Consider the following 25,607-nt stretch of genomic DNA (forward strand, 5'->3'; position numbering starts at 1 on the left):
GAGCGACCTACAGCCGCTGCCAGAGCGCCGGGACCACGGGCGGCTCCCAGCCCGTCTGGGCCTGGTGGCCCTGGATGCAGCGGTAGCTCGCGCCGCCGTAGGTGACGGTGGCGCCCGCCGCGTAGACGGAGCCGGCCTTCCAGGTGCCGCCGGGCTCGGGGTCACCCGGGCCGGGGCCCGGGTCGGTTCCGGTGACCTTGAGGGTCAGTCCGTAGGCGGACAGGATCGGGTTCAGCGGCTGGAAGAAGGTGGTTCCCCCGCTGGAGCAGTTGCCGGAGCCGCCCGAGGTCACGCCCTGGGCCTGGCTGCCGGAGATGTAGGAGCCACCGGAGTCACCGGGCTCGGCGCAGACGGTCGTACGGGTGACGCCGGAGATGGTGCCCTCGGGGTAGGTGACGCTGGTGTTGTGCTGCTGGATGGTTCCGCAGTGCCAGCCGGTGGTCGATCCGGAGCGGCACACCGAAGCCCCGACGGGTTGCAGCACCGAGCCGGTGACCTGCACGTTCGCGCCGCCGCTGCCCTTGACGTAGGGGGTGGAGGACCAGTTGGCGTTCGCCGCGACCCAGGCCATGTCGTTGCCGGGGAAGACGGAGGCTTGGAAGGAGCCCTGGGCGACCTGGTTGAAGCCGCTGGTGATGGTGCCGGCCCGCCCGCAGTGCCCGGCGGTGGCGAATCCGTTCACCGTTCCCTTGGTGATCGGGAAGCCCACCGAGCAGCGGCCGCTGCCGTTCATGTAGTACGCGTCCCCGCCCCGCAGGTCGTACAGCGGGCGCGGGGCCTCGGCGGTACGGACCACCGTGACCAGTGCCGGGTCGGTCCCGGTGGCCGCCAGCAGGCCGGCCGCGGCCCCGGGCCGGGTCTCCTCGACGACCAGGGTGTTGCCGCGCGGGTCGACGTAGCGGACCGGGGTCCCGGCGGTGGCGGCCCGGTCCAGCGCGGCCTGCGCGGTGTCCAGGTCGGCCAGGGAGCGGCTGACCAGCTTCGCCCGAGCCCCGGCGGCCCGTATCGCAGCGGTGTCGGCGGCCCGGGTGGTGGCCACGGTCAGGGTCCCCGCGTCGGCACCGTCCAGCCAGGCTCCGGCGAAGGCCGCACCGAGCCGGGCCTGCAGACGGGCGGCGGTGGCCCCCGCCTCGGCCTCGTGGGCCAGGCGGGCCTCGGCCTGTGTGGGGGTCAGGCCGAGGTCGCGCTGCATGGCGGTGAGCAGCTCGGGAGGAGCGTCGGCGGTGCGCAGGGTGGCGGAGGCCGACTTCTGCGGGCGTGCGGCGTCGGCGGACTCCGCGGGGGCGGCGGTGGCAACGGCGCCGGTGGCTGCCAGCAGCAGCCCGGCGGCGGCCAGGGCGGTACACGCCGCGCGGGCGTGTCGCTTGAGCATGGGGGATCTCCTCGGTTCAGTGGGGGGTCAGCAACACCGTAGGAATCCGAACGCCTCGGCGGGAGATGCCGGTTGGCCCCTCCCCCGGTGTTATGGCCGTGCGGCGGGCACCTGCGCCGGGCATGGTGAGCTCCACGCCTCACCGCACCTCACTGCGCGCCGTGCCCCCTTTGGCCTACGCCCGTTCCGCCAGTGCCGTGGCGACCGCGGCTGCGGACGATCGGGACAGCGCCTCCGTGTGCGCGTCCCGGGCGTGCTGCAGCACCGCTGCAGCACGGGCGGCTGCCCGCGCCGCCGGATGCCAGCCGAGCAGGTGCCGCCACACCAGCGGGCTCCCGGCGAGCGGCCGGGTCACCAGTCCGGGGGTCACGGGAAAGGTCGCCCGGCACAGGCCGACGGCCCGCCCGACCTGGACGAGGTGCACGCACGAAGCCGTGTCCGTCTCGTACACGCACGCCGGGGTGAACCCGGCGCGCACGCACGCCGCCGCGAAGCAGTCCCCGAAGCACCCGTCGCCCGGTACGTCGGTCCAGGCCTCGGCGGCCAGTTCCGCCAGCTCGATCCACGGCCGCTGCGCCAGCGGGTGGTCCTCGGCCAGCATCACGTGCACCGGGTCCCGTGCCACCTCCCTCCACGCGAGCCGTCCCGGTTCCGGCGGGGCGCTCTCCCCGCAGACCCCGACCAGGGCGAAGTCCAGCCTGCCGGCGGCCACGCCCGTGGCGACCTCCCGTTCCGACCACGAGGTGTACGTGGTCACCGGCACGCCGGGCTCCTCCCGGACGATCCGGTCCACGAGCCCGCCCAGCAGCGGCCCGTGCGTCCCCCCGAGCCGGTAGCCGACGGCGCCTTGCCGGGCGAAGCGCACGGCCTCCTCCTGAAGCTCGCAGACGGCCGGCAGCACCACGCGGGCCCGTTCCAGCACCAGCTCCCCGAGCGCGGTGGCCCGTACGCCTTCCCGCCCGCGGACGAAGAGCGGCCCGTCGAGTGCTCGTTCGATCCGCTTGAGCTGGGTGCTCAGAGCCGGCTGAGTGAGCCCCAGCACGGTGGCCGCGCGGGTCAGGCTGCCGGCGTCGGCGACGGCTCTGACGATCTTGAGGTGCCTCAACTCCAGATCCATGCCCCGAGCTTGGTCCAGACCTCTGGGCATGCGCTACAGGTCTGCCGCATCCGGAATCGACGGACGCCCGTGAGCCATGACGCCGGGTTCGCAGCTGTCGCTCTTGCGTTCCCGCGGGCACTCCTGCGCGCCGGCTGAAAGGATCGGGGATTTGCCCTGCTCAGGAGGGTGCGATGCTTCATGCACGCCGGCAGTGAGCCGGCTCGATGAAAGGTGGCGTCCCATGGCAGCAGGATTTTCGGACTGGAAAGTCAACCGGCAGTATGCGGAGAACGACCGTGTCGTTCATTTCGGCAAGCAGTACCGGTGCTTGGTGACGCACAAATCCAATTCCGCGAGCAACCCGGCGACGGCCGTCAAGATGTGGCAGCCCTACGCCGGCTGAGCAGCGATTGGGAGCGCTCTCAGTCGTCCGCCCGTCCCGGCGCTAGGCTGTAGACGATCCGGCGACGGCGCAGGTCGGAACCACCCTGCGCAGCGCCGCCCCCGTCGACGAGGAGCGACCGCCTTGCCCGAGCAGTCCCCCGGGTACCGCCCCACCCTGGAAGCCGTCGCGGCGCGAGCGGGGGTCTCCCGGGCCACCGCCTCGCGGGTCGTCAACGGGGGCGACGGGGTTCGCAAACCGCTGGTCGACAAGGTGCTCCGGGCGGTCGACGAGCTCGGCTACGTCCCCAACCACGCGGCCCGGACGCTGGTGACGCGGCGGACCGGCGCGGTGGCCGTCGTCATCGCGGAGCCGGAGGTGCGGATCTTCTCGGACCCCTTCTTCTCCCAGCAGATCCGGGGCATCAGCAAGGAGCTGACCGCCCACGACACCCAGCTCGTGCTGCTGCTGGTGGAGGGGCCGGGGGACTTCGACCGGATCACCCGGTACCTGTCCGGCGGGCACGTGGACGGCGCGCTCGCCTTCTCGCTGCACACGGACGACCCGCTGCCCGCGATCACCCGGCGAGCGGGGATTCCGACCGTGTTCGGGGGTCGGCCCGGCTGGACCACCGCCCCCGGCGAACGGGCCGTTCCGTACGTCGACGCCGACAACCGGGGCGGGGCCCGGGTCGCCGTGCAGCACCTGCGGGACCTCGGGCGGCAGCGGATCGCGCACATCGCCGGGCCGCCCGACCAGACCTCGGCGATGGACCGGCTGGACGGCTACCGGGACGTGCTCCTGGACATGGATCCGACGCTCGTCGCCGAGGGCGCCTTCACCGTGGAGAGCGGGGCGCGGGCGATGGCGGAGCTGCTGGAACGGCGACCCGACCTGGATGCGGTGTTCGTCGCGAACGACCTGATGGCGTCCGGGGCGCTACGGGTCCTGCGGGATCGCGGGATCGCGGTGCCCGAGCAGGTGGCGGTCGTCGGGTTCGACGACATGGACCCGGTGGCCAAGGAGACCGACCCGCCGCTGACCACCGTCAACCAGGACATCGAGGGCCAGGGGCGGCTCATGGCACGACTGCTGCTGCGCAGCCTCGACCGTACGGGGAACGGCGCGGCACCGGACTCGGTGATCACCCCGACCATGCTGGTCCGGCGGGCCTCGGCCTGATCCTCCGCGTACGCGTACGGCGGGTCTCCGCCCCCGAGGAGCCGGAGACCCGCCGCATCGATCGTGCCCGTACGTCGGGTTCGTCCACGCAGGGGGCTACGCGTACGGGATCCTCAGCACCGCCGCGTCCGTGCCCGTCTGCACCTGCGACGTTGCATTGCCCAGCGCGTTCCAGATCTCCAGGCGGACGGTGCCGTTCTTGAGTTCGCCCAGGCTGCCGGTGACGGCCTGCGCGCCGACCGCCTGCGTGTACTCCTCCCAGCCCGCGACCGGGTCGGTCGCGAAGTAGCGGAAGGTTTCGGTGCGGTCGAAGGTGCCGTCACCGGTCAGGTCGTAGCTGACCCGGACCTGCGGGGCGAGCCCGACCTTGATGCCCGCGTCCACCCGAAGGCGGAACGCGGTGGCGGCCCCGGCGGCGAGCTTGCCGTTGACCTGCTTCGCCTCGTAGACGTTCGGCCGGTACGGGGTGCCGTCCCGGTTGATGCCGTCGGCCGAGGCCAGGGTGTCCGTGCCGGCCGGGTCGGTGGTGGCGGTGGTGAGGACGCCACCGGTCTTGAGGCGGAAGGTGTTGCCGGTGGACGGTCCCGGCTCCTCCGGGTCCGGATCTCCGCCGCCGGCGCCGGTGCCCGTGGCCGTCGAACGGGGCGGTACGGAAAGTGTCTTGCCGTCGGAGAAGGTCACCGTACGGGGAGTGGAGCCGTGGTTGTGCGCGGTATAGGTGCGGGTTCCGTTCTTGGCGAAGACGGCGGAGGTGGGCAGGTCCCCGCTGACCGTCATGTCCGGTGCGCCCAGTGCGGCGAGGGTGTTGATCCAGTGGTAGGCATGCGCCTTGGAATCACCCTGCTCGGGGGTGTAATTGCCGTTCGCACCGTCCCACTTGGCCTTCGCGGACGCCGGATCGGTCAGCGCTTCGAATTCCCAGAGCAGGTCGCGCCACTCCTGGGCCGGGCCCCCGTTCTCGCGCTCCATCTCGGCGATGTTCCGCGTGATGGCGGCCTTTTCACGGGCCAGGTGGAATGAACCTCCGGTCACGGGGAGGACGTTGATACCGTGGATCTCCTCCGGGTTGGCGGTCCACCAGGTGGAGTACGCGGCGCCGCTGCCCCAGACCATGCCCACCGTGCCGTACTTGTACGAGGCGGGGAAGACCTGCTCGCTCGCGTCGAACCAGTACTGGGTGATCGCCTCGGACTCCGTCGTCAGCAGGTAGCTGCCGAGGTCGCGGAGCGAGGTGTCGCCGGTCGCCGCACCCCAGAGCACGAGACCGGCGCTGAGGTTGACGGACTCCGAAGAGGATTCCTGGTTGTTGCCCGCCGCGAAGCCCTGGTGGCCGGAGGCCCAGCTGTGGCCCGCGTACACGTCGAAGCCGCGCAGGAAGGGGTACGCCGAGTCGGTGCGGCTCGGGTTGGCCGTGTCGCGGATCAGGTGCTTGATCATGGTGCCCCAGGCCGAGTCGGCCGCCCAGGCCTGGTCGTACTGGGCGATGATCGCCGCCGCGTAGACGTAGTAGCTGTAGTGGAAGTGATGATCGTTGAGTTCGGTGTCGCTGCCGTACGAGGCCGGGTAACCGGTGAGGGTCTTCCAGTCCTTGTCGTAGCTGAACCCGCTCGCTCCGCCCGCCGTGAACCACTCCTGGAGTCGGCCCTTCATCAGGCCGAGGAGCTTGTCGCGCGTCGCGGTCTGGCCTATCTGGTCGGCCACCGGCACCAGTTGGGCGAGCCGGCCGAGTGCCTTGCCGGTCCAGTAGGTGTCGGCGGCCCCGGAGAACGGGTCGGCTGCGTTGGCGACCTCGTTGAGGTAGCCGGTCAGCCGGGCCCGGTCGACGCCGCTGGAGGCGGGCAGGGCGGGCACCACGCCGTTGTTCTTCTGGCTGGTGGTGAAGGAGGCGGATTCGCGCACCTTCATGGTGCCGCGCGGTGAGACGTACGTGTACGGGGTCAGCGCGTCGGTGGTGTGCAGCCACTGGTGGCGGTAGAGGGCCTGGAGCGTGCCGCGTTCGGTGCCCTCCTTGGCCTCCGTGGTCAGGGTGTACGTCGCCCGGACGTCGCCACCGGCGCTCTGCCAGGCAACTTGGGAGCCGGTGACGAAGCTGAACGCGTACTTGCGGTAGGTCGCGAGCGCGTCCGTGGAGGGCAGGACGGCGAGCGAGAAGTAGTCCTTGCCCGCGAGTCCGGCGGTGATCGTGGTGCCGGAGACGTTCCAGTCGGCGCCGGTCGGGGCGAAGAGGGCGTAGTGGTGACCGGCGACCGTGATGCCGAGGACGTTGCCGTTGTCCGCGAAGACCGTGGGCGTGGAGGCGGTCGTGATGCGGGCGTCGCCGCCGGAGCCCTTGGCGTACACGAACGGCATGCCGTGGCCGATGGTGGCCCGGAAGGTGCGGGAGCCGTCCGCCCAGTACGGGGTGACCGTCCAGTCGGACCAGGCGTCGGCCTTGGTGTCGGGAGAGTTCAGGCCGGTGAGGCCGACGGTGAGGTCGGCCTTGTGGGCGTACTCGTACTGCCGGCCGTCACCGACGATCGCGGGCGCGGTCGGGTAGCCGACCTCCAGGCCGGAGGCCTTGGCCTGGTACGTGAGGGGGTGACCGTACATGGGGGTGGAGTACGGGTTGTCGCCGTAGCGCTGGTAGGCGAGCGAGGTCCACCAGTCGTTGGTCGGCACCGGCTTGTCCCGGGCGGCAGCGGTGAGTTTGGGGGTGACGGGGGCACCGGTGTTCGTCGTGGGTCCGGAGGCACCGGCGGGTCGGGTGTCGGTGTAACTACCGGAACCCGCGGGGATGGTGGCGGCGGCCGCAGGGGAGGCGGCGGGGCCCAGGCCGACGGCGGCCAAGGCGATGGCCAGGAGCGTCGCCGATGCAGGTCTGGAGAGGGAGGCTGGCACGAAACAGCACCTCGATCACGTGGGGGGAAGAGCGCGTTCGAGAGCGCTCTCAAGTGCCATGGAACGTAAATCTCCTGAAACCTAAGTGTCAAGAGAGCCAGCACCGCGGGCAGTTGGAGGTAACACCAAGCTGTTATGTGTTCGAGTATTGACGGGGAGCAGGCGGTGGGGGACGCTCCAGACGCACGCACTGAGAGCGCTCTCAAAGCGCTTGGTTCATCCCGAAGTCAAGGGAGGCTTCCCATGCCCATCGCCCGAGCCGCCAAGAGAGCCACAGCCCGCCTCGGCGCGGTCGTCCTCGCAGGGGCCCTCCTCGCCGCCTGTGGATCCGGCGCCTCGCCGGACTCGTCCGACGGCGCGGGCGGAAACGTCACCCTCACGGTCGACCTCTTCGGATCCTTCGGCTTCAAGGAGGCCGGGCTCTACGACGAGTACCAGAAGCTCCACCCCAACGTGACGGTCAAGCAGAGCGACACCCAGGACGAGGCGGACTACTGGAAGTCGCTCCAGACCCGCCTCGCGGGCGGCGGCGGTCTCGCGGACGTGCAGGGCGTCGAAGTGGGCCGGATCGCGTCGGTCACCCAGCAGCAGTCCGACAAGTTCCAGGACCTGAAGGCGTATGGGGCCGACAAGCTCAAGGGCCAGTTCGCCGAAGCCAAGTGGTCGGCCGCGACCACGAAGGACGGCAAGATCCTGGGCCTCGGCACGGACGTGGGCCCCGAGGCCATGTGCTACCGCACCGACCTCTTCCAGCAGGCCGGTCTCCCCACCGACCGCGAGGAGCTCGCGAAGAAGTGGTCCACGTGGGAGGGCTACCTGGAGTTGGGCAAGGAGTACAAGAAGAAGGCACCCGCCCAGAGCGCCTGGCTGGACAGCATCGGATCCCTCTACGGGATCATGATCGGCCAAGAGAAGGAGCGGTACTACAACGCCGCCGGCGAGATGATCTACGAGAAGAATCCTGCGGTCAAGACGGCCTGGGACACCTCGGTGAAGGCGGCCGAGGCCGGCCTGAGCGCCAAGCTCGACCAGTGGTCGCCGCAGTGGAACCAGGCCTTCGCCGCCGGTTCGTTCGCCACCATCCCGTGCCCGGCCTGGATGCTCGGCTACGTCAAGGCCCAGGCCGGTGCCGCGGGCCAGGGCAAGTGGGACATCGCCAAGCTGCCCGGCGGCGCCGGCAACTGGGGCGGCTCGTACCTCTCGATCCCGCGTGCGGCCAAGCACAAGGAGGAGGCGTACAAACTGATCGAGTGGCTCACCGCGCCCGAGCAGCAGGCGAAGGTCTTCCAGAAGCAGGGCAACTTCCCCTCCTCGACGGGCGCGATCGCGAAGATCGCGGACGCCGAGGACCCGTACTTCTCGGGCGCCCCGATCGGCCGGATCTTCGGTGACGCGGCCAAGGAGTCCCCGGTCCAGGTCCTGGGCGTACACGACCAGAACGTGATGCAGCAGCTGACGAACGCGCTGGGCGAGGTCGAGCGCAAGGGCGTCTCGTCGGACACGGCGTGGGAGACGGCGAAGAAGGGCGTGGCGAACGTGACCGGCTGACACCGGTAGCAGGGCCGGCCGCTGACGGTGGCGGCCGTGGACCGGCCGCACCCGCAGCCCCGTCGCCCTCCCGCTCCGGCTCCCGCGCCCGCCTCCGCAATCCCTCCCGCCCCGATCCCGAAGGGCCGCATCGTGTCCCCCACCTCCACCGCGAAGGCCGGACCCCGCCCGGCCCGTCCCGGGGTCGGCCCCGGCCCCGGATCCGGGACCGACCCGGACGACGGTCCGGCGGCCGCTCTCCGGCGCACCTGGCGCAAGGCCTCCCCGTACGCCTACATCGCCCCCTTCTTCACCCTGTTCCTCGCCTTCGGCCTCTTCCCGCTCCTGTACACGGCGTTCGTCTCCCTCTACCGCGTCGAGCTCCAGACGAGCGGCGAGATGGAGTGGCGGGGCATCGCCAACTACACCGCGCTCTTCGCCGACGAGTACTTCTGGATCTCGCTGCGCAACACGTTCACCATCGGCGTGCTGTCCACCGTGCCGCAGCTCGCGATGGCTCTGGGCCTGGCCCACTTGCTCAACTACAAGCTGCGCGGGCGGACCTTCATCAGGACCGCGGTCCTGCTCCCCTACGCGACGTCCGTCGCCGCCGCCACGCTCGTCTTCGCACAGCTCTTCGGCCGCGACTTCGGGCTGATCAACTACGTGATCGGGCTCATCGGTGTCGACCCGGTGGACTGGCAGACGGGAACAGTCGCCTCGCAGATCGCCGTATCGACGATCGTGATCTGGCGCTGGACCGGTTACAACGCGCTGATCTACCTGGCGGGCATGCAGTCGATCCCTCACGAGCTGTACGAGGCCGCGGGGATCGACGGGGCCTCTCGTTGGCGCCAGTTCATCCACGTGACCCTTCCCGGACTGCGGCCGACCATCGTCTTCACGGTGATCATTTCGACGATCGGCGCGACCCAACTCTTCGGTGAGCCGCTGCTGTTCGAGGGGTCGATGTCCGGCGGAATCTCACACCAGTACCAGACCCTCGGCCTGTACATGTACGAGCAGGGCTGGGGCTTCTTCCACCTGGGGCGGGCCGCGGCCATCGCCTGGGTGATGTTCGTCCTGATCGTGGTGCTCGTCGGGGTCAACGCCCTGATCGCGCGCCGCCGAGCACGCAAGGAGGCCGGCCGATGACCGCGCTCGCCCCACCGCCGGCCGCGCCCGAGAAGCGCCGCCCTCCGCAGGAGCGGCCCGGCAAGCACCCCCGGCTCCGCAAGGGCGGCGGGGCCGGGAGAACGATGACGGGCGGCTGGATCAGCTACCTCATCCTCGGTATCGCGCTGCTGATCTCGGCGTTCCCCTTCTACTGGACGATCGTCGCGGCCAGCCGGTCCAACGCCGACCTGGCTCAGGTGCCGCCGAGCCTGCTGCCCGGCCCGAACCTGATCAAGAACTTCGAGGCGGTCCTCGAAGAGGCCGACATCGGCAAGGCGCTCCTGAACTCGCTGATCGTCTCCGGCTCCATCACCGTGGGCACGGTGCTCTCCTGCACACTGGCCGGCTTCGCCTTCGCCAAGCTGAAGTTCCGTGGCCGGGGCGCCCTGTTGACCTTGACGATCGGGACGATGATGATCCCGCCGCAGCTCGGCGTGATTCCGCTGTTCATGCTGATCGCCGAACTCCAGTGGGTGAACCAGCTCCAAGCGGTGATCCTGCCGGGTCTGGTGTCGGCGTTCGGGGTGTTCTTCATGCGCCAGTACCTGATCCAGTCGCTGCCGGACGAGCTGATCGAGGCGGCCCGCGTGGACGGGGCCTCCACGGCCCGCATCTTCTGGTCGATCGTGATCCCGATCGCGCGGCCGGGGATGGCGGTGCTCGGGATGCTCACGTTCATGACTGCGTGGAACGACTTCTTCTGGCCGGTCATCGCGCTGTCCTCACAGGAGCCGACCGTGCAGGTCGCGCTGCGGCAGCTCGGCGGCGGCTACGTCAACGACCAGTCGGTCATCATGGCCGGCACGCTGCTCGGCACACTGCCGGTGCTGCTCGTCTTCGGCCTGCTGGGCCGGCAGATCGTCGGCGGCATCATGCAGGGAGCGGTGAAGGGCTGACGCGTTCCCGCCTTGCCGCAACGGTCGGCTGCAGCGGCCACCGGCGAGAGCTCGGCCCCACCAGGCCCACATGATCATCCCCCCTCCTCCTACTTCCTGGAGTGTCCGTCTCATGACCGCTGTCGATGCCCGCCCGGCGACCTCCACGGGCACCCGCCCCGAGACCGGGACGGGGCTCCGCTTCCCCACCGGGTTCCGTTGGGGCACGGCCACCGCCGCCTACCAGATCGAGGGGGCAGCCACCGAGAACGGCCGGACGCCGTCCATCTGGGACACGTTCAGTCGCACGCCCGGCAAGGTCCGCAACGGTGACACCGGTGACATCGCCGCCGACCACCTGCACCGGATGCCCGACGACGTTCAGCTGATGAAGGACCTCGGCGTCACGGACTACCGCTTCTCCGTCTCCTGGCCCCGGGTCCAGCCGACGGGGCGGGGCCCGGCCGTGGAGCGCGGTCTGGACTTCTACCGCCGTCTGGTGGACGAGCTGCTGGCGAACGGCATCAGGCCGGTCGCGACGCTCTACCACTGGGACCTCCCGCAGGAGCTGGAGGACGCGGGCGGCTGGCCGGAACGGGACACCGCACACCGGTTCGCGGAGTACGCGGATTTGGTGGCCCGGGCGCTGGGCGACCGGGTGCCCACCTGGACGACGTTGAACGAGCCCTGGTGCGGGGCGTTCCTCGGCTACGGAAACGGGGTCCACGCCCCCGGCCGCACCAGTGACCTCGCCGCGCTGCGCGCGGCCCATCACTTCAACCTGGCGCACGGCGGGGCGGCCCGTGTCCTGCGTGACCGCCTCCCGTCCACCGCCGAGATCTCCCTGACCCTGAACCTCCACGCCCTGCGCCCGCTGACGGACACGGCGGCGGACCGGGAGGCGGTGCGCCGGATCGACACGGTGGCGAACCGGATCTTCGTGGACCCGGTCTTCCACGGACGGCTGCCGCAGGACCTGGTGGAGGACACGGCGGGGGTGACGGACTGGTCGTTCGTCCGGGACCGCGACCTGGAGGTCACGTCCACCCCGATCGACTCGCTGGGCATCAACTACTACTCCCCCAGCGTGGTTTCGGCGGGTTCCTCCCCTTCTCCCGCCCCCTGGGCGGGCGCCGAGAAGCACGTGGCGTTCACCCCGGCGGCGGGCCCGCGCACGGCGATGGACTGGCCGGTGGACGCGAACGGCCTGTACGAGTTGCTGACCCGGCTGCGCGACGAACTCCCGCACCTCCCGCTCCTGGTGACGGAGAACGGGGCGGCGTACGACGACTACGCGGACCCGGAGGGGCAGGTCCACGACCCGGAGCGGGTGGCGTACCTCGATGCACACCTGACGGCCGTGCACCGGGCGATCGAGGACGGCGTGGACGTACGCGGCTACTTCCTGTGGAGCTTGCTGGACAACTTCGAGTGGGCGTACGGCTACAGCAAGCGCTTCGGCATCGTCCACGTGGACTTCGCGTCCCAGCGCCGGACGGTGAAGGACAGTGCGCGGTGGTACGCGGAGGTGATCGCGCGGGGCGGGCTGGCGCGGGGCTGAGCGTGATCTCTCCTGCCTGACGGCCCTGGGAACATCCCAGGGCCGTCAGCAGGGCCGTCGGCGTCGAACCATGCGCACGGCCCCAAGGATCCGGGCACCGAAAACGGCGTTGCCCACGGCCCGCGTCGTACGCTCGGGCCGTGCACGAAAACGAGATCAAACTCAAAGCCATCGCCGCGCTCACCGCCCTGCGCGGGGACGTCGGCGAAGGCCTCGCCTCCGACCTGCTCGCCGAAGTGACCCCCGGTCACTTCCTGGTACCGGCGGGAGCCGACCCCGAAGAAGTCGGCGGCGCCGTGCTCGATCAGCTCTCCGAGCCGCTGAGCGCTCTGGTCAACGGGTTCATCGCCGCCTTCGCGGCAGTCGCCTACGCGTACGACGAAACCGGCGCGGAGCCCGGTACCGACGCGATCCTCCAGGAACTCGCCCTTCGTCTCGCCCGCGAGGACGGTCAGTAGTCGCCCTGTCCGCCACGCGGCCGCGGCACGGACACCGTGCGCGTCCTGTGGGGCACCGCCAATTCTTTGTCGGCATGCCGCGTTTCGGCTCGCACACCGGCACCTTGTGGGCGACGGTGGACCTGCCCTGCAGCATTCGTGTTCCGAGGAGACCCGTCATGAACTGGACGCTCGAAGTGGTTCTGGTCCCTGTCACCGACATGGACCGGTCGAAGGAGTTCTACGCGGACAAGGTCGGCTTCAGGCTCGATCTCGACAGCGAGGTCGCGCCCGGTGTCCGCATCATCCAGCTGACCCCGCCCGGCTCGCGCTGTTCGATCGCGCTGGAACACGGGATGCCCCCGGCGCCCGGTACGCGCCAGATGACACCGGGCACGCTGCAGGGCCTGCAGCTGTGCGTCACCGACATCGAGGCCGCACGAGAGGAGCTGGCGGCGCGCGGTGTGGAGGTGTCGCCGGTGCGGCACGTCGGCGAGAAGGGCTGGGAGGACGGCAAGGGCGACACCTGGAACTCCTTCCTGACCTTCACCGACCCGGACGGCAACGGCTGGGTGGTCCAGGAAGCACCGTCGGAGCTGTCGGAACGCTGACGGCTGTCAGGCCCAGGGGTCGAGGGCCAGCTTGCCGGTGGTCTTGCGGGATTCGAGCTGCTGGAGCACCTTCGGGCCGTCTGCCAGGGCGTGGACTTCCGGGGTGCCCGGCAGGTAGACACCGGCGGCGATGAGGGAGTGCAGCTCCGTGAGGAGGCCGGCGTAGACCTGCGGTGCCTCGGTGGCCATCGACCCGATGTGGAGGCCCTTGATCTGGACCCGGTGGGTGAACAACAGGTCGTGGGTGGAGATGTCGGTGTGGCCCGAGGCTGCGCCGAAGACGACGATGGAGCCGGTCACGGGACGGGTCACGGCGAGGGTGTCGCGGAAGGTGGCCTGGCCGACCGATTCCAGGGCGATGTCGACGCCCTCGGGGGCCAGGGCGAGCACTTCCTTCGCGAGGTCGGGATGGTCGGAGTCGAGGATGTTGGCGGCCCCCAGCGCCCGGACGGTCTCGTGCTTCGAGGGGGAGGCGGTTGCGATGACACGGGCCCCGTAGTGGCGGGCGAGCCTCACAGCGGCCTGGCCGACCCCGCCCGCCGCCGCGTGGATCAGTACGGTCTCGCCCCGCTCGACGTCGCCGAGCGTCTTCAGGGCGGCCAGGGCGGTCGCCCAGTTCAGCACCAGGCCGAGGGATTCGGCGTCGCTCCAGCCGTCGGGGACGGGCAGGGCGCCCGCCGCCGGCATGGTCATGTACTGGGCGAAGGCGCCGTAGCCCGTCCCGACGACGTGCGTGCCCACCGGCAGCGGGTCGTCGACACCGGGGCCCACGGCGACGATCTCACCGGCGGCTTCGAAGCCCGCCGTGTACGGCGCGGCCGGGCCGCCGTCGTACGTGCCGTGGGACTGCATGACATCGGCGAAGTTGACCCCCGCCGCGCCCACCCGGATCAGGTATGCGCCGGGGCCCGCGACCGGGCGGGGATGGTCGCGGGTCAGGATCAGATCCTTCGGGCCCTTCAGGGACTGCTGGACGAGAGCGTGCACCAAGGGTGTGTTCGTGGTCATGTGAGAGACCGTAGAAGCTTCCCGTAAGCGGGAAGGTCAAGCCCCGCGCCGCGCAGCGCCCAGGAAGGCGTCCAAGGCCGACTGCTGGGCGACCAGTGAGGCGACCCGCTCCGCGAGACGGTCCCGGTAGCCCTCCACCTCGGCGAGGAACTCGGCACAGACCCCCTGGGGGCTGGTGGAGGGGGTGATGTAGGGCAGGACTTCCCTGATGAGCCGCATGGGCAGGCCGGACTCCACCAGGAAGCGGATCACGCGGACACGGTCCAGCACTTCGGCGGAGTAGAGCCGGTACCCGTTCGCGCACCGTTCGGGGGTGATCAGCCCCTCCTCCTCGTAGTGCCTGAGTGCTCGGGCGCTTGCGCCGCTGGCCTTTGCGGCTTCGCTGATCTTCAAGGCGTCCATGAGAGGCCCAACGCCCCGGCGGGGCGGGGTGTTCCGGTGCCGTTCCGGACCGACACCGTACGCGTCTCCGGCCTGACGGCTACGCGCCGACGTTCTCCTCCAGGTAGGCGAGCGCCGCGTCGGCCTCCTCGGCGAAGAACACCAGGTCGGTCAGGGGCACGGGGAGGAAGCCCTCTTCCTCCATGCGCCGGAACTGCTCTTTGAGGCCGTTGTAGAACCCCGCCGTGTTGAGGATCACCACCGGCTTCATGGTCTTCCCGTGCTTCTTGAGCTCGAGGATCTCCGTCGCCTCGTCCAGCGTCCCGGTCCCGCCGACCAGGATGGCGACCGCGTCGGCCTTGGCCAGGAGCAGCGCCTTGCGTTCGGCGAGGTCGCCGGCGATCACCATTTCGTCGGCGTTCTTGCGGGCCCTTGCCGCCAGGAAGTCGACCGAGACGCCCACGAGCCGTCCGCCCGCCTCCTGGACGCCGTCCGCAACCACCTTCATCAGTCCGCTCTCGGAACCGCCCCACACCAGCGTGTGACCGGCCTTGCCGAGGAGTTCGGCGAACTCCCGGGCCGGGCGCGTGTAGCGCTCGTCGAGTTCGGCGGCCGAGAGGAAGACGCAAATGTTCATGCTTTGACAGTACGAGGCGCGGGCTTGGCCGTGAGGCGCGGGTGGGTGGGGTGGCCGGGCCCGCCCCGTGGTGTCGCGGTGAGTTGCCGCACGATGCCCTTGTCCGTGCGTACGAGGGAGGCTGCCGCTATCCGCCGCACTGGCGGGGCCCGCGAGGGTCATGGCGCCCAGAGCGAGAGCGCCGGCGATGGCTGCGTGTGATTTCGCGGGCCGATCCCCGCGTGGGCCTCGTCACCTCGGGCCCTGCGGGCTTCGAGTGGACATGACGCCCCCGGCCTCGTCCGCTCGGAAGGCTCGGCGGTAGGCGGCGGGTGTGGTGCGCAGGGCCTCGTGGAAGCGTCGGCGCAGGTTGACGGCCGAGGAGAGGCCGACCCGGTGCGCGATGGTTTCCACGGGCAGGTCGGTCTCCTCCAGGAGGGCCCGGGTGGCGGCGATCCTCCGGTCCAGCAGCCAGCGTCCGGGGCTGATCCCCAACTGCTCGGTGAAGCGCCGGGTCAGCGTGCGGGCCGAGACCTGGGCGTGGACCGCCATCTCCGCGACGCTGACCGGCTGGTCCAGCCTTCCGGCCAGCCATTCCAGCAGCGGGGCCAGCGAGTCGGCGACCGGTCCGGAAGTGGGCAGTTCGGCGTACTGCAGTTGGCAGCCCTCGCGGTGCGGGGGCATGACCATCTGGCGGGCGATGCGCATGGCGTACGCGGCGCCCTGGTCGGTGCGTACCAGGTGCAGGCAGAGGTCCACGCCGGCCGCCGATCCGGCGCTGGTCGCGACGTCACCGTGGTCCACGTACAGGACGGCGGGGTCGACCCGGACCCTTGGGAACCGGGCGGCCAGCTCCGGAGCTTGGGCCCAATGGGTGGCGGCCCGGCGATCGTCCAGCAGTCCGGCGGCAGCGAGGACGAAGGCGCCCGAGCAGATGCCGACGACGCGCGCGCCGCGGGCGTGTGCCTGGCGGACCGCCGCGATCAGGGTGGTCGACACCTCGGTGTCGACGGGCTGTTGCCAGCCGGGGATCAGTACGGTGTCCGCGCGCTCCAAGGCGTCCAGGCCCGTCGTGACCAGGAGGTCGTATCCGGCCTGGGTTCGTACCGGGCCGGGGTGCTCGGTGCACACCTCGAACGCGTAGCGGGAGGGGATGGCCGGGCTGTGGTCGGCGAACACCTCGGTCGCGCAGGCCAGCGGAAAGGGCGACTGCGGGGGCTGGAGCACGGCCACGACCCGGTGGAGCTCCGGTGACTTCGGCGGCGTACGAGGTGTCATGGCGCGAAAGTACCCCATCGTGTCGTTCAGGACACTGGGGTGATCGATTGGTCTAGTCCAGCATCGTCCTGTGACCACCGCGCAGACACAGAACCAGACCGTCCGGACCGCCGTCCAGACCGTCCAGACCGATCCGCCGACCGTCGGGCCTCCCTTGTGGGACCGACGGTTCACGCTCTACTTCACCGCCCGTGCGGTCTCCTTGGTCGGCGACGCGATGATGCCGGTGGCCGCCGCGCTCGCGGTCGGCCCGCTGTACGGGATCTCCGGGGTCGGCTTGGTGCTCGGGACCTGGACCGGGACGTTCGTTCTCCTCGTCCTGTTCGGCGGAGTGTTCGCCGACCGGGTGGGCGCACGCCGGATGATGGTCGGTGCGGACCTCGTCCGGGTGCTCACCCAGGGCGTGCTGGCTGCCGCGTTCTTTGCCGGGACGCCGCCGTTCTGGCTGCTGGTGGCCATGGCGGCCGTGGCCGGCGCTGCCGTCGCGATGTTCCAGCCCGGCGTGAACGGCATGGTCCCGCTGGTGGCACGGGAACCGCAGCGGGCCAACGCCACGCTCAAGGTGGCCGACGCGCTCGCCCAACTGCTCGGCCCGGCACTGGCGGGGCTGTTGATCGTGCTGACCGGTGCCGGGACCGTTTACGCGATCGACGCGGGTACCTTCGTGCTCAGCGCCCTGTGCTTGGGGCTCCTCCGCTTCGCTCCGGCAGGCACGTCCACGGGAACCGTGGTCGACACCGATGCCCACACCGACGCCGATGCCGATGCCGATGCCGATGCCGACTCCAACTCCGCCTTCGGGAAGAAGAGTTCGCTCCGCCGCGACCTGCGCCAGGGCTGGCGGGAGTTCCGCTCGCGTACCTGGATGTGGGCGGTGATCCTGATCTGGGTGGCCTACGGCGTACTGCTCTTCGGCCCGCTGGTGCCGCTGAGCTCGGCGCTGATCGGCGCCCGGCTCGGCCCGAATGCCTACGGCCTGGCCGTCTCCTCCCTCGGTGTCGGAACGGTGCTCGGCGGCATGCTGGCGCTACGACTGCGCCCGGCCCGGCCGCTGGCAGCCGGCGCTGTGGCCATGGTGCTGTTCACCGTGCTGCCGCTCTGCGTGGCCCTGGGCGCCGGACTGCCCGTACTGCTGGCCGGCCACGTCATCGGCGGCGGCGCCTGGGCGTTCTGGTCGGTGATGTGGGCGACGAGCGTCCAGACCCACACGCCACCGGAGGTTCTCAACCGGGTCACCGCGTACGAGCTGGCCGGCTCGGTGTCCGGCATCGCGCTCGGCCAGATCCTGGCGGGCCCGGCCACCGAGCTGGCCTCACCGGAAACGCTGCTCCTGGTCTCGGCTGGCACCTGCCTGGCGGGCTGCGTGGCGTTGCTCTCGATCCCGGCCATCCGCACCCTGCGCCGCATCGCTCTCACGGACGGCGGCATACCGACGGCGCCCGTCGTTCAGGACGGAGGATGAACGGACCCACCGCCATGCGATCACCCGGCCGCCGCCGGCCCGGGAGCACGTCGGCGGGCCGGCCAGTCACTGTTCGGCGTCGGGGTCGTCGATGTCGGGGTTGGCGATGTCGGGGTTGGCGATGTCGGGGTCGGCGATGTCGAAGAGGATGACGGCCAGCTCGTGCACCACCTTCTCGACGGCCAGGACCTGCGTGCGGACAGGTGCGGGCAGGTGCGCCCGCTCCCACAAGGCCACCGGCTGATCCGCGGGGCGAGCCGCCCACAGCTTCTCGAGGTCGACCGCCATGTTCACCGTCGCGTGCACGGCGTCGGTCACGACGGAGCCGACAGCGTTGCCCAGCGGGTCTCCGGCGTTCCCCGTCGGGCCGTACGCCACGAACTCGGGCAGCTCGGTGACGGCGAGGTAGGTGGAGCTGATGTGGGGCATCCGCAGCACCCGCTGCACCCAGGCCGGGCCGGGAAACCCCTCGGGCAGGCTCGGAAAGTCCGGCTCGGCGATCAGCGTGCGGTGCAGGATCCCGGCGAACCTGCGGTGTTCGCGGGTGGGAGTCCAGAGTCCGCCGCGCAGGGCCAGCTCGAGCCGCTCGATCTGGGCCCGGGCATGGGACACGGGGCCCGCCCATTCCGGCTCGAGGTCCGGGATCCCGCCGGCCCGAACCGCGCGGGCCCGATCTCCCAGCGTCAGCGGGGGCGGCTCGGTACCGTCGCGGGTGTCCTCCGGCTCCCGTCCGTCTGCGATGTGCGCCATGACGTGGTCGGCAAGGACTTGGCGGGCCAGGCGCTGACGCTTCTCGTCCCCGACGAGCTCGAGCCAGCCCGCCTCCGTGCGCTCCCGCGCCTCGCCGGTCTCCAGCGGCCCCTGGTGAAGGCTCGCAGTGTGGGGGCCGTCGACCCAGCCGACCAGGGCGGGCAGTTCGACGTCGTCGACCAGGACGTCCGCCTCGCGGGCGGCGCGGCACGCCGAGAGTGCCAGCAGTGCGACGACGCGCATCCACACGGAGTTGAACTCCGCGGCGTCGGGCGCGTTCGGCCGGCCCGGACGCGGTCCCCTCGGGCCGGGCTCGGCCCGGTTGTCGTAACCGGTCGACCACACCACCAGCGCCCCGCAGGTCATCACGGCCCGCCGCCACGCCACCATCCCGTACGCGAGCTCGTTGCGCCGCTCCCAGCCCTGCCCATCGGCCACGATCCACCCCTCCCCCGGGGTCGGCCTCCTGCCGATCCCTTGGGAGGCTAACCGCCGCCGCAAGCCCCGTTGACACAGAAGCGCGAGATGTCACCCGCCGTTCTCGGGGGTGGCGGCCCTCCGGTCCCCGCCGCACCGGCGCCTCGGGCGCTTCCGGGACAAGGCGACCTTCCGCGTCACGAAGATTCAGGTGCACGCGCCGGGACGGAGTCCTCGGATTCCGGGTCGTCCGGACTGCCGGTCGGGGCAGCGCCGCGCAGTGCTGCCTCGACCCGGCGGTTGCTGGTCATGGTCGCCGTGACGGCGGTCATGGCGAGGAGGAGGCCGGAGGCGGCGTAGAGCGGGGTGCGTACGTCGTAGGTGGTGGCCAGCCAGCCGCCGAGGAACGCGCCGAACGGGGCGGCGCACATGGCGAGCATGCGGGACGTCGAGGCGACCCGGCCCATCAGGTGGGCCGGGACGATCGCCTGCCGCAGGGAGGGCGCGAGCACCATCGTGGCGCCCATGCCGGCCCCGCAGACGGCGAGCGCGAGACCGGCCACGTACGGATTGTCGGCGGTGGCAAGCCCCAGGACGGCCAGTCCCTCGACTGCAGCCGTGCAGGTCAGTGCCGTGCCGGTGCCGAGTCGTCGGCCGAGGAAGGAAGCGATGCCCGCGCCGAGCAACCCGCCGGTGGCCTCCGCCGTGAGGAGCAGGCCGAAGCCGAAGGTGTCAATGCCGAGACGGTCGTGCGCGAAGAGGGCGAGCACGGTTTCGACGGCGATGAAGGCGATGTTTCCGACCGCCGGGCGGAGGGCGAGCCCGAGCAGCAACCGGTCCCGGAAGACGTACGAGGCCCCGGCGCGCGCCTGCCGGAGCAGCGACTCACGGGCCTTCGGCAGTACGGGCCGGGGCGCGGCGGGCAGCGATCGTACGAGGACTGCGGAGAGCGCGAACGACACCGCGTCGGCGAGCAGCGGAACCGCCCTCCCGAGCGCGAGCATCGCGCTGCCGGCGGGCGGCCCGGCGAAGCCGGACGCGGCGGTCTGGGCCCCGCGCAGGCGGGAGTTGGCACGCTCGAGGAGTACGGGGTCGCGACCGAGCAGGTCCGGCAGGTAGGCCGTGGCGGCCGTGTCGAAGAAGAGTCCGCCGAGGCCGAGCAGGAAGGCGACGGCCGCGAGCAGCGGAATGCTCAGCACGTCGAACACGGCCGCTGCCGCCGGCATCGCGAGCAGCACCGCACGCGCCGCGTCCGCGACCCACATCGTGCGGCGGCGGTCCCAGCGGTCCACCAGCGCACCGCCGAGCACCCCGAAGAGCAGCCACGGCAGCGTCCCGGCGGCCGTGACGACGGCGAGCGCCATCGGATCCCGCGTCAAGGTCAGCGCGAGCAGCGGGAGCGCGGCGTGCGTGACCCCGTCGCCGAGCGAGGACACGGTCTGCGCGGTCCACAGCCGTCCGAACCCGGCCGGCAACTTCCGAACGTCCGAGGTCACTTGGAGTCCCCTTCCGCTTGCACCTGCGATGTGGGCCGGAACAGTGCGAAGACGAGCGACACGTCCGGCAGTGACGGATCGGACAGCTTCCGGTACTCGTCCGCCAGCGCCTCCAACCGCGCCCCCAGCTCCGCGAACTGCTCCTCGGTGAGCCGCAGATGTGCCATCCCTACGTGCCGCTCGCCCTCGCGCGGTGCTGCCTCGAGGTCCGCCACCGCATGCCGCATCAGAAGATCCGGCCCCCCCTCGCCGGGATCCGGCAGCACGATCGACCGCGCAGCCATCGCGTAGTACCGCTCGGTGACCCCCCGCACCTTCCGCGTCCGCACCACCTTCACCAGGCCGGCCCGCTCCAGTAGCCGCACGTGATAACTGGAACTCCCCTTCGCCAGGCCCACCCGCGTGGCGATCTGCGTGATCGTCGCCGGTTCGAAGCGGAGCACGGCCATGATCCGGTGGCGCGTCAGGTTGGAGACGGCGCGCAACTGGTCATCGGTGGTGACGTGAAACGTCTCGGGAACATCGTCGGCAGGCATGGCTCAATGGTCAACGACTCTTGACCATTGAGCAAGTGGATTTGCATCCGAAGTCGGGGGAGGCAGGGACCGCTTGGCCCGGCGCGATCTCGTCACCCGCTGCACGCGCCAGGGCGACCGCAGGGTGGTTCTCATCGAGCTCACCGAGACCGGGCGCACGACCTCAGCGCCGATCCTCGAGGCCGTCACCGACCTCGAACACCGCACGCTCGGCCGGCTGACCGCTGACGAGATCGCCGGTCTGCGGGCCGGCCTGCAAGCCCTCACGGAGGTCCGCTCATGAACGCCCAGGCCCCGCACCGTAGAAGTACAACGCCACCGTCAACCGGGCGTGGGGCGAACTCGTCGGCCACCACGCCGCCGAGGGCGACGGGGACGACTTCGACGGCTTCGCCGCCCGCCACCCGGCGCTCCTCGACAAGCGGCTACTCACCCGCTTCCACCACCCCGCCACCCCGGCCGGCCTGCAAGCCAGAACGGGCTCGGCCGACAAGATCCGAAAGAGACGACCTAGGCGGACCTGCGGCGCAGGAGCATGCGTACGGCGAACACGATCGCGAGCACCACGATGACCAGGAGCAGGACGATGATGAGGGTCTTGAAGAGCCCGCCCTTCTTCTTGTTCTTCTTTTTCTTCTTGTTGCCGGTGGTGGCCTGGACCCGGGACGACGTCGGTGCGCGCAGTACGGTCACCGTGCCGGCGCCGGCCGAGAGGGGGCTCTGCTGCAGGGCCACCGCCGCGGGCGCCTGCCGGACGGCCGGCGCGGCTGCGGTGGCGGTCGCCGCCGGGCCCAGCAGCAGCCCGGCGAGCACGAAGAGCGGTACCAGGGCGGACACCGCCGCACGGGAACGCTTCCTCGGAGTGTGATGGTTCGTCACTGTATCCCCCTGTTGTTCGATGACCCGTCAAGGGCCCGACAGAACGCGGGCAGAAGGGGTCTTGCAGCATCGTCGGCGAGGCCGGCCGCCCCGGCAAGGGGTCGTCCCTCGGAGCCGGTCGGATTCTCGGCCTTGAGGCCGCACCCCGGCCGACACCCCACAGGACTCCGCGAGTCGCCGCCCCGCGCGCAGCAATGACGAGGAAACTGGTGGGGCATGCATCGTCGGGCCGGCCGATGCCGGTGAAGGGAAGGGTTGTCGTGGAGCGTACGACCTGCTGTGTGGTGGGCGGCGGGCCCGCCGGGATGGTGCTCGCCCTGCTGCTCGCCCGGGCCGGGGTGGAGGTCACCGTGCTGGAGAAGCACGGCGACTTCCTGCGCGATTTCCGCGGCGACACCGTGCACCCGTCCACCCTGTCCCTGCTGGACGACATCGGCCTCGCCGAGCGGTTCGCCCGGCTGCCGCAGCGGCGGGTGACCTCGGTGCAGCTGCCCATCGGGCCCGACCGCTCCCTCGTCACGGTCGGGAACATCGGGGCGCTGCCCGGGAAGTACAACTACATCGCGATGGTGCCGCAGTGGGACCTGCTCGATCTGCTCGCCGACGAGGCGCGCAGGGAACCCTCCTTCCGGCTGCGCATGGACACCGAGGCGACGTCCTTCCTGACGGAGCACGGCCGGGTCACCGGCGTGCGGTACCGCACCGCGGACGGCGCCGCCGGTGAGCTCAGGGCCACGCTGACCGTGGCCTGCGACGGCCGCGGATCCTTCGCCAGGGCGCTGCCCGAGCTCGGCCTGGAGGGCTTCCCGTGCCCGATGGACGCCTGGTGGTTCCGGCTGCCGCGCCACGAGAGCGATCCCAGCGGGCTCGTGGGGGGCCTGGGCGAGCGGTTCTTCAGCGCGCTCATCGACCGCGGTGACTACTGGCAGTGCGCGGGGCTCATCCCCAAGGGAACCGATGCCGAGCGCCGCTCGGAAGGGCTGGATCGGTTCATGGCCCAGTTCACGCAGGCCGTCCCGTGGCTGGCCGACCGGGCGCACTCGGTCACCTCCTGGGACGAGGTCAAGCTGCTCGACGTACGACTGGAGCGGCTGCGCCGCTGGCACCGACCGGGGCTGCTGTGCATCGGCGACGCCGCCCATGCCATGTCGCCGGTCTTCGGCATCGGCATCAACCTCGCCGTACAGGACGCGGTGGCGGCGGCCCGCTACCTCGTGGGACCGCTGCGCGCGGGGACCGTGGGGCTGCACGACGTACGCCGCGTACAACGCCGCCGCATGCCCACGACGGTGGCGACCCAGGGCCTGCAACGCCTGGCCCACGCCCGGGTCATCGAACCCCTGCTGTCCGGGCGGACCGCGTTCGGCCACCCGCAGGCGGCGAAGCGGCTGACGGAACTCGTCTCCGACTCGCGCTGGCTGAACCGGGTGCCCGCCTACTTCATCGGCTACGGGGCACTGCGGGAGCGGCCGCCCGTGGAATCGATCCGCGGCGCCGGCTCCGTGGGGCGGGAGGCGCCGTGAGCCGCGCAGGTTCGCGTACGGGGCTACGCTCCACAGGATGGAACGCGCAGAGGTCCTCAAGCGAGTGATCGGCATCCTCACCGAAGCCCAGAACATCCGGCGGGCCGTCGAAAGCGAACGGGACGCAAACCCGATCGGAGACGACGGAGACGGTGCCGGTGACGACACCGAGGCAACGGCCGGAGTGGCCTCGACCCTCCTGAACGAGATGCTGCCGTCGATCAGCGTGCCGGCCGACGCGTCTCCGCAGCAGGTCGCCGCGGCGGTGGCCGAGGCCCTCGGTCCGGCGCTGCACACGATGGTCTCCGGATTCAGTCTGGCGTTCACCAGCCTGGCGATCGCTCACGACGGCGGGCGTACGGACGTATCCGCGATCGAGGTCCTCCAGGAACTCGCCCTCGAGGTCGAGGCAGGGACTTACGACGAAGGGCCGTAGGAGCGCAGCACGTGTCCGTGGGTGTGGGTGGAGGCGGCGCCACGGATAAAACTTCTACAGAATGTTGACGCGCCTCTATCGGAAAGACCTCGGCCCGATGGACGATTCTCATACCCTCCCCCACCTTTACCTGACCGGCCGTCAGCGTGGGGAAGGGCGTTCCCACCCTCGTTCGTTGGGAGGCCACACGCCATGAACCCGCTCAGCGAGTGTCCCGAACCCGTCCCGCCCTCCTCACCCGAAGTCCTCTCACCCTCGCCCACGTCGGGGGCGCCCAGCCGTCGCGGCGTCCTGGGCGGCCTCGGAATGGCAGCAGTCGCACCGCTCGTCCTGGGCGCCGGCAGGAGCCGGCCGCACAGCGGAGCACCCTCGGGGCAAGCCGTCGTCCTCAGGAACGCCGCACTCGTGCTCACCATGGACCCCGCACTCGGCGACGGCCCTCTGGGTACGGTCGAGCACGCGGACGTCCACATGTGGAACGGTGCCATCGCGGCCGTGGGCAGACGGTTGCCCACCCCGCCCGGCACCCGGGTGATCGATGCCACCGGCCACCTGGTGATGCCGGGATTCGTCGACGTGCACACCCACCTGTGGCAGTCGTCGATGCGGGGCGGCTGCGCGGACCGCGACCTCTTCGGATGGCTGGCCGACTGCAACCGGGCGACGTTCTCCCGGATCACGCCCGCAGACATGTACCGCTTCGTCCGCCTCGGCGCCCTCGACTCCGTGCAGTCCGGTGTGACCACGCTCGTGGACTGGGTGGACGCCCTCCCGCACGACACGACGGTCCAGTACGTGCGGGCCCTGGCCGACACGGGCGTGCGCTTCACCTACGCGATGTTCCAGGCCGAGCGGGAAGCCGCCCTGATCACCCGGACGAAGAAGGAGCTGATCGACCCGCTCCCCCTCGCCTCGGCCCAGGTCGCCACCCATGCGGCACGGGCCATCAGGGGCCTCAACCGGCTGCATTGGGAGATCGCCCGAGACCTCGGAGTGATGCTCAACAGCCATGTCCTCGAACGCGCCGAGCAGCGCGCGGACGACCCGATCGGCACCCTCACGGACATCGGTGCGCTGGGTCCGCAGCTCTTCATGAACCACGCGATCCACCTCACCGACGACGAGATCGCCGCGGTCGCCGCGCACGACGTGCGGGTCGCACACTGCCCCCTCAGCAACATGCGCCTCGCCTCGGGGATCATGCGGCTGCCGGACCTCGGCCGGCGCGGCGTCAAGGCCGGGCTCGGCCAGGACGGCGGGACCAACGACACCTCGGACTTCTTCGGCCTCATGAAGGCGGCCATCGGTCTCCAGCGCGCACGCGCGTTGGAGTCCTCGGTGTTCCCCCAGGTGCACGACGTCCTGCGCCTCGCCACGCTCGGCGGCGCCGAAGCGATCGGCATGGCCGATACGGTGGGCTCCCTGAGCCCCGGCAAGCGCGCCGACGTCATCGTGATCGACCCGGCCGCTCTCAACTTCGCGCCGCGATTCGACTGGATCAACCAGATCGTCTTCAACGGCCGCCCGGAGAACGTCCGCGCGGTCTTCGTGGACGGTCGTCCCCTCAAGCTCAACGGCCGCCTCGTCGACATCGACACCGACCGCGTCGTCCGGGAAGCGGAATCCGCGGCCACCCGCCTGCGCACCGCCTCCTGAACCGAGCCCGAGCACTGCCCCGCGTCGGTTCCGGACGGCGCACCGCTCGTCCCCTGCGGAACAGCAGGGC

24 protein-coding genes are annotated in these 25,607 nt (G+C 71.0%); 13 read left to right on the forward strand and 11 right to left on the reverse strand.

The window, feature by feature from the left end:
* Positions 1–7: 7 nt before the first annotated feature.
* Positions 8–1,372, reverse strand: a complete 1,365-nt coding sequence (locus tag ACFVX6_RS27480) for a carbohydrate-binding protein (RefSeq protein ID WP_389695819.1) — start codon at positions 1,370–1,372, stop codon at positions 8–10.
* Positions 1,373–1,547: 175 nt separating this feature from the next.
* Positions 1,548–2,489 (reverse strand): LysR family transcriptional regulator, encoded by a 942-nt coding sequence (locus ACFVX6_RS27485; RefSeq protein WP_389695820.1) that lies wholly within the window; start codon positions 2,487–2,489, stop codon positions 1,548–1,550.
* Positions 2,490–2,712: 223 nt separating this feature from the next.
* Here ACFVX6_RS27485 and ACFVX6_RS27490 point away from each other — a divergent pair, with 223 nt between their 5' ends.
* Both ACFVX6_RS27490 and ACFVX6_RS27495 read left to right on the forward strand, forming a co-directional pair.
* Positions 2,713–2,874: a carbohydrate-binding protein gene (locus ACFVX6_RS27490; protein WP_389695821.1), complete on the forward strand. Its 162-nt coding sequence runs from the start codon at positions 2,713–2,715 to the stop codon at positions 2,872–2,874.
* Positions 2,875–2,997: 123 nt separating this feature from the next.
* Entirely contained in the window at positions 2,998–4,035 is a 1,038-nt protein-coding gene (locus ACFVX6_RS27495; RefSeq protein ID WP_389695823.1) for a LacI family DNA-binding transcriptional regulator, read from the forward strand.
* Between the two features lie 96 nt (positions 4,036–4,131).
* Here ACFVX6_RS27495 and ACFVX6_RS27500 read toward each other — a convergent pair whose 3' ends face one another.
* On the reverse strand, positions 4,132–6,912 hold the full coding sequence (locus tag ACFVX6_RS27500; RefSeq protein WP_389695825.1) for a glycosyl hydrolase: 2,781 nt from the start codon (positions 6,910–6,912) through the stop codon (positions 4,132–4,134).
* Between the two features lie 243 nt (positions 6,913–7,155).
* On the opposite strand from ACFVX6_RS27500, the gene ACFVX6_RS27505 reads away from it, so the two are divergent.
* The 6 genes from ACFVX6_RS27505 (at position 7,156) to ACFVX6_RS27530 (ending at position 13,099) form a co-directional block, all read left to right on the forward strand.
* Positions 7,156–8,460: an ABC transporter substrate-binding protein gene (locus tag ACFVX6_RS27505; RefSeq protein ID WP_389695827.1), complete on the forward strand. Its 1,305-nt coding sequence runs from the start codon at positions 7,156–7,158 to the stop codon at positions 8,458–8,460.
* A 132-nt stretch (positions 8,461–8,592) separates the two neighbouring features.
* A complete protein-coding gene (locus ACFVX6_RS27510) occupies positions 8,593–9,594 on the forward strand; it encodes a carbohydrate ABC transporter permease (protein WP_389695829.1) in 1,002 nt (333 codons plus the stop codon).
* Positions 9,591–10,511, forward strand: coding sequence for a carbohydrate ABC transporter permease (locus tag ACFVX6_RS27515; RefSeq protein WP_389695831.1), 921 nt, complete (start codon positions 9,591–9,593; stop codon positions 10,509–10,511). Before ACFVX6_RS27510 ends, ACFVX6_RS27515 begins: the two co-directional genes overlap by 4 nt.
* Positions 10,512–10,623: 112 nt before the next feature.
* The gene (locus tag ACFVX6_RS27520) at positions 10,624–12,051 is read left to right on the forward strand and encodes a GH1 family beta-glucosidase (RefSeq protein WP_389695832.1); all 1,428 of its coding nucleotides are present in this window, start codon (positions 10,624–10,626) and stop codon (positions 12,049–12,051) included.
* A 140-nt stretch (positions 12,052–12,191) separates the two neighbouring features.
* Entirely contained in the window at positions 12,192–12,509 is a 318-nt protein-coding gene (locus tag ACFVX6_RS27525; protein ID WP_389695834.1) for a hypothetical protein, read from the forward strand.
* A 158-nt stretch (positions 12,510–12,667) separates the two neighbouring features.
* Positions 12,668–13,099 carry a VOC family protein gene (locus ACFVX6_RS27530; protein WP_389695836.1) on the forward strand — a complete coding sequence of 144 codons (432 nt, stop codon included), beginning with the start codon at positions 12,668–12,670 and terminating at the stop codon, positions 13,097–13,099.
* A gap of 6 nt (positions 13,100–13,105) precedes the next feature.
* Here the strand turns inward: ACFVX6_RS27530 and ACFVX6_RS27535 are convergent, their stop codons facing one another.
* From ACFVX6_RS27535 to ACFVX6_RS27550, 4 genes are all read right to left on the reverse strand, one after another.
* Complete coding sequence (locus ACFVX6_RS27535; RefSeq protein WP_389695838.1) at positions 13,106–14,107, reverse strand: zinc-binding dehydrogenase; 1,002 nt, start codon at positions 14,105–14,107, stop codon at positions 13,106–13,108.
* A gap of 36 nt (positions 14,108–14,143) precedes the next feature.
* The gene (locus ACFVX6_RS27540) at positions 14,144–14,500 is read right to left on the reverse strand and encodes a MerR family transcriptional regulator (protein WP_389695840.1); all 357 of its coding nucleotides are present in this window, start codon (positions 14,498–14,500) and stop codon (positions 14,144–14,146) included.
* A gap of 88 nt (positions 14,501–14,588) precedes the next feature.
* A complete protein-coding gene (locus tag ACFVX6_RS27545) occupies positions 14,589–15,125 on the reverse strand; it encodes a TIGR00730 family Rossman fold protein (RefSeq protein ID WP_389695841.1) in 537 nt (178 codons plus the stop codon).
* Positions 15,126–15,356: 231 nt separating this feature from the next.
* Positions 15,357–16,382: a GlxA family transcriptional regulator gene (locus tag ACFVX6_RS27550; protein WP_389695843.1), complete on the reverse strand. Its 1,026-nt coding sequence runs from the start codon at positions 16,380–16,382 to the stop codon at positions 15,357–15,359.
* 70 nt (positions 16,383–16,452) lie between these two features.
* On the opposite strand from ACFVX6_RS27550, the gene ACFVX6_RS27555 reads away from it, so the two are divergent.
* On the forward strand, positions 16,453–17,844 hold the full coding sequence (locus ACFVX6_RS27555; protein ID WP_389695845.1) for an MFS transporter: 1,392 nt from the start codon (positions 16,453–16,455) through the stop codon (positions 17,842–17,844).
* A 66-nt stretch (positions 17,845–17,910) separates the two neighbouring features.
* Here the strand turns inward: ACFVX6_RS27555 and ACFVX6_RS27560 are convergent, their stop codons facing one another.
* From ACFVX6_RS27560 to ACFVX6_RS27570, 3 genes are all read right to left on the reverse strand, one after another.
* Positions 17,911–19,032 (reverse strand): hypothetical protein, encoded by a 1,122-nt coding sequence (locus ACFVX6_RS27560; RefSeq protein ID WP_389695847.1) that lies wholly within the window; start codon positions 19,030–19,032, stop codon positions 17,911–17,913.
* 176 nt (positions 19,033–19,208) lie between these two features.
* A complete protein-coding gene (locus tag ACFVX6_RS27565; RefSeq protein WP_389695849.1) occupies positions 19,209–20,507 on the reverse strand; it encodes an MFS transporter in 1,299 nt (432 codons plus the stop codon).
* The gene (locus ACFVX6_RS27570; RefSeq protein WP_389695851.1) at positions 20,504–21,043 is read right to left on the reverse strand and encodes an ArsR/SmtB family transcription factor; all 540 of its coding nucleotides are present in this window, start codon (positions 21,041–21,043) and stop codon (positions 20,504–20,506) included. Before ACFVX6_RS27570 ends, ACFVX6_RS27565 begins: the two co-directional genes overlap by 4 nt.
* Positions 21,044–21,116: 73 nt before the next feature.
* Between ACFVX6_RS27570 and ACFVX6_RS27575 the strand changes: the two genes are divergently transcribed.
* Positions 21,117–21,326, forward strand: coding sequence for a hypothetical protein (locus ACFVX6_RS27575; protein WP_389695853.1), 210 nt, complete (start codon positions 21,117–21,119; stop codon positions 21,324–21,326).
* A gap of 227 nt (positions 21,327–21,553) precedes the next feature.
* Here the strand turns inward: ACFVX6_RS27575 and ACFVX6_RS27580 are convergent, their stop codons facing one another.
* Entirely contained in the window at positions 21,554–21,880 is a 327-nt protein-coding gene (locus tag ACFVX6_RS27580; RefSeq protein WP_389695855.1) for a hypothetical protein, read from the reverse strand.
* Positions 21,881–22,182: 302 nt separating this feature from the next.
* Between ACFVX6_RS27580 and ACFVX6_RS27585 the strand changes: the two genes are divergently transcribed.
* The 3 genes from ACFVX6_RS27585 (at position 22,183) to ACFVX6_RS27595 (ending at position 25,537) form a co-directional block, all read left to right on the forward strand.
* On the forward strand, positions 22,183–23,445 hold the full coding sequence (locus ACFVX6_RS27585; protein WP_389695857.1) for an FAD-dependent oxidoreductase: 1,263 nt from the start codon (positions 22,183–22,185) through the stop codon (positions 23,443–23,445).
* 37 nt (positions 23,446–23,482) lie between these two features.
* The gene (locus tag ACFVX6_RS27590) at positions 23,483–23,881 is read left to right on the forward strand and encodes a hypothetical protein (RefSeq protein ID WP_389695859.1); all 399 of its coding nucleotides are present in this window, start codon (positions 23,483–23,485) and stop codon (positions 23,879–23,881) included.
* Positions 23,882–24,187: 306 nt separating this feature from the next.
* The gene (locus tag ACFVX6_RS27595; RefSeq protein WP_389695861.1) at positions 24,188–25,537 is read left to right on the forward strand and encodes an amidohydrolase family protein; all 1,350 of its coding nucleotides are present in this window, start codon (positions 24,188–24,190) and stop codon (positions 25,535–25,537) included.
* The last annotated feature ends 70 nt before the right edge of the window (positions 25,538–25,607 follow it).

Origin of the sequence: Streptomyces sp. NPDC058289 (genome assembly GCF_042880975.1) — a bacterium.
In the GTDB taxonomy this organism is placed as follows: Bacteria; Actinomycetota; Actinomycetes; order Streptomycetales; family Streptomycetaceae; genus Streptomyces; species Streptomyces stoeckheimensis.

Excerpts from the sequence above, each read along its gene's own strand:
- ACFVX6_RS27480 (WP_389695819.1), bottom strand. The coding sequence starts at position 1,372 with ATGCTCAAGCGACACGCCCGCGCGGCGTGTACCGCCCTGGCCGCCGCC.
- ACFVX6_RS27485 (WP_389695820.1), bottom strand. The coding sequence starts at position 2,489 with ATGGATCTGGAGTTGAGGCACCTCAAGATCGTCAGAGCCGTCGCCGAC.
- ACFVX6_RS27490 (WP_389695821.1), top strand. The coding sequence starts at position 2,713 with ATGGCAGCAGGATTTTCGGACTGGAAAGTCAACCGGCAGTATGCGGAG.
- ACFVX6_RS27505 (WP_389695827.1), top strand. The coding sequence starts at position 7,156 with ATGCCCATCGCCCGAGCCGCCAAGAGAGCCACAGCCCGCCTCGGCGCG.
- ACFVX6_RS27515 (WP_389695831.1), top strand. The coding sequence starts at position 9,591 with ATGACCGCGCTCGCCCCACCGCCGGCCGCGCCCGAGAAGCGCCGCCCT.
- ACFVX6_RS27520 (WP_389695832.1), top strand. The coding sequence starts at position 10,624 with ATGACCGCTGTCGATGCCCGCCCGGCGACCTCCACGGGCACCCGCCCC.
- ACFVX6_RS27530 (WP_389695836.1), top strand. The coding sequence starts at position 12,668 with ATGAACTGGACGCTCGAAGTGGTTCTGGTCCCTGTCACCGACATGGAC.
- ACFVX6_RS27535 (WP_389695838.1), bottom strand. The coding sequence starts at position 14,107 with ATGACCACGAACACACCCTTGGTGCACGCTCTCGTCCAGCAGTCCCTG.
- ACFVX6_RS27545 (WP_389695841.1), bottom strand. The coding sequence starts at position 15,125 with ATGAACATTTGCGTCTTCCTCTCGGCCGCCGAACTCGACGAGCGCTAC.
- ACFVX6_RS27550 (WP_389695843.1), bottom strand. The coding sequence starts at position 16,382 with ATGACACCTCGTACGCCGCCGAAGTCACCGGAGCTCCACCGGGTCGTG.
- ACFVX6_RS27570 (WP_389695851.1), bottom strand. The coding sequence starts at position 21,043 with ATGCCTGCCGACGATGTTCCCGAGACGTTTCACGTCACCACCGATGAC.
- ACFVX6_RS27590 (WP_389695859.1), top strand. The coding sequence starts at position 23,483 with ATGGAACGCGCAGAGGTCCTCAAGCGAGTGATCGGCATCCTCACCGAA.
- ACFVX6_RS27595 (WP_389695861.1), top strand. The coding sequence starts at position 24,188 with ATGGCAGCAGTCGCACCGCTCGTCCTGGGCGCCGGCAGGAGCCGGCCG.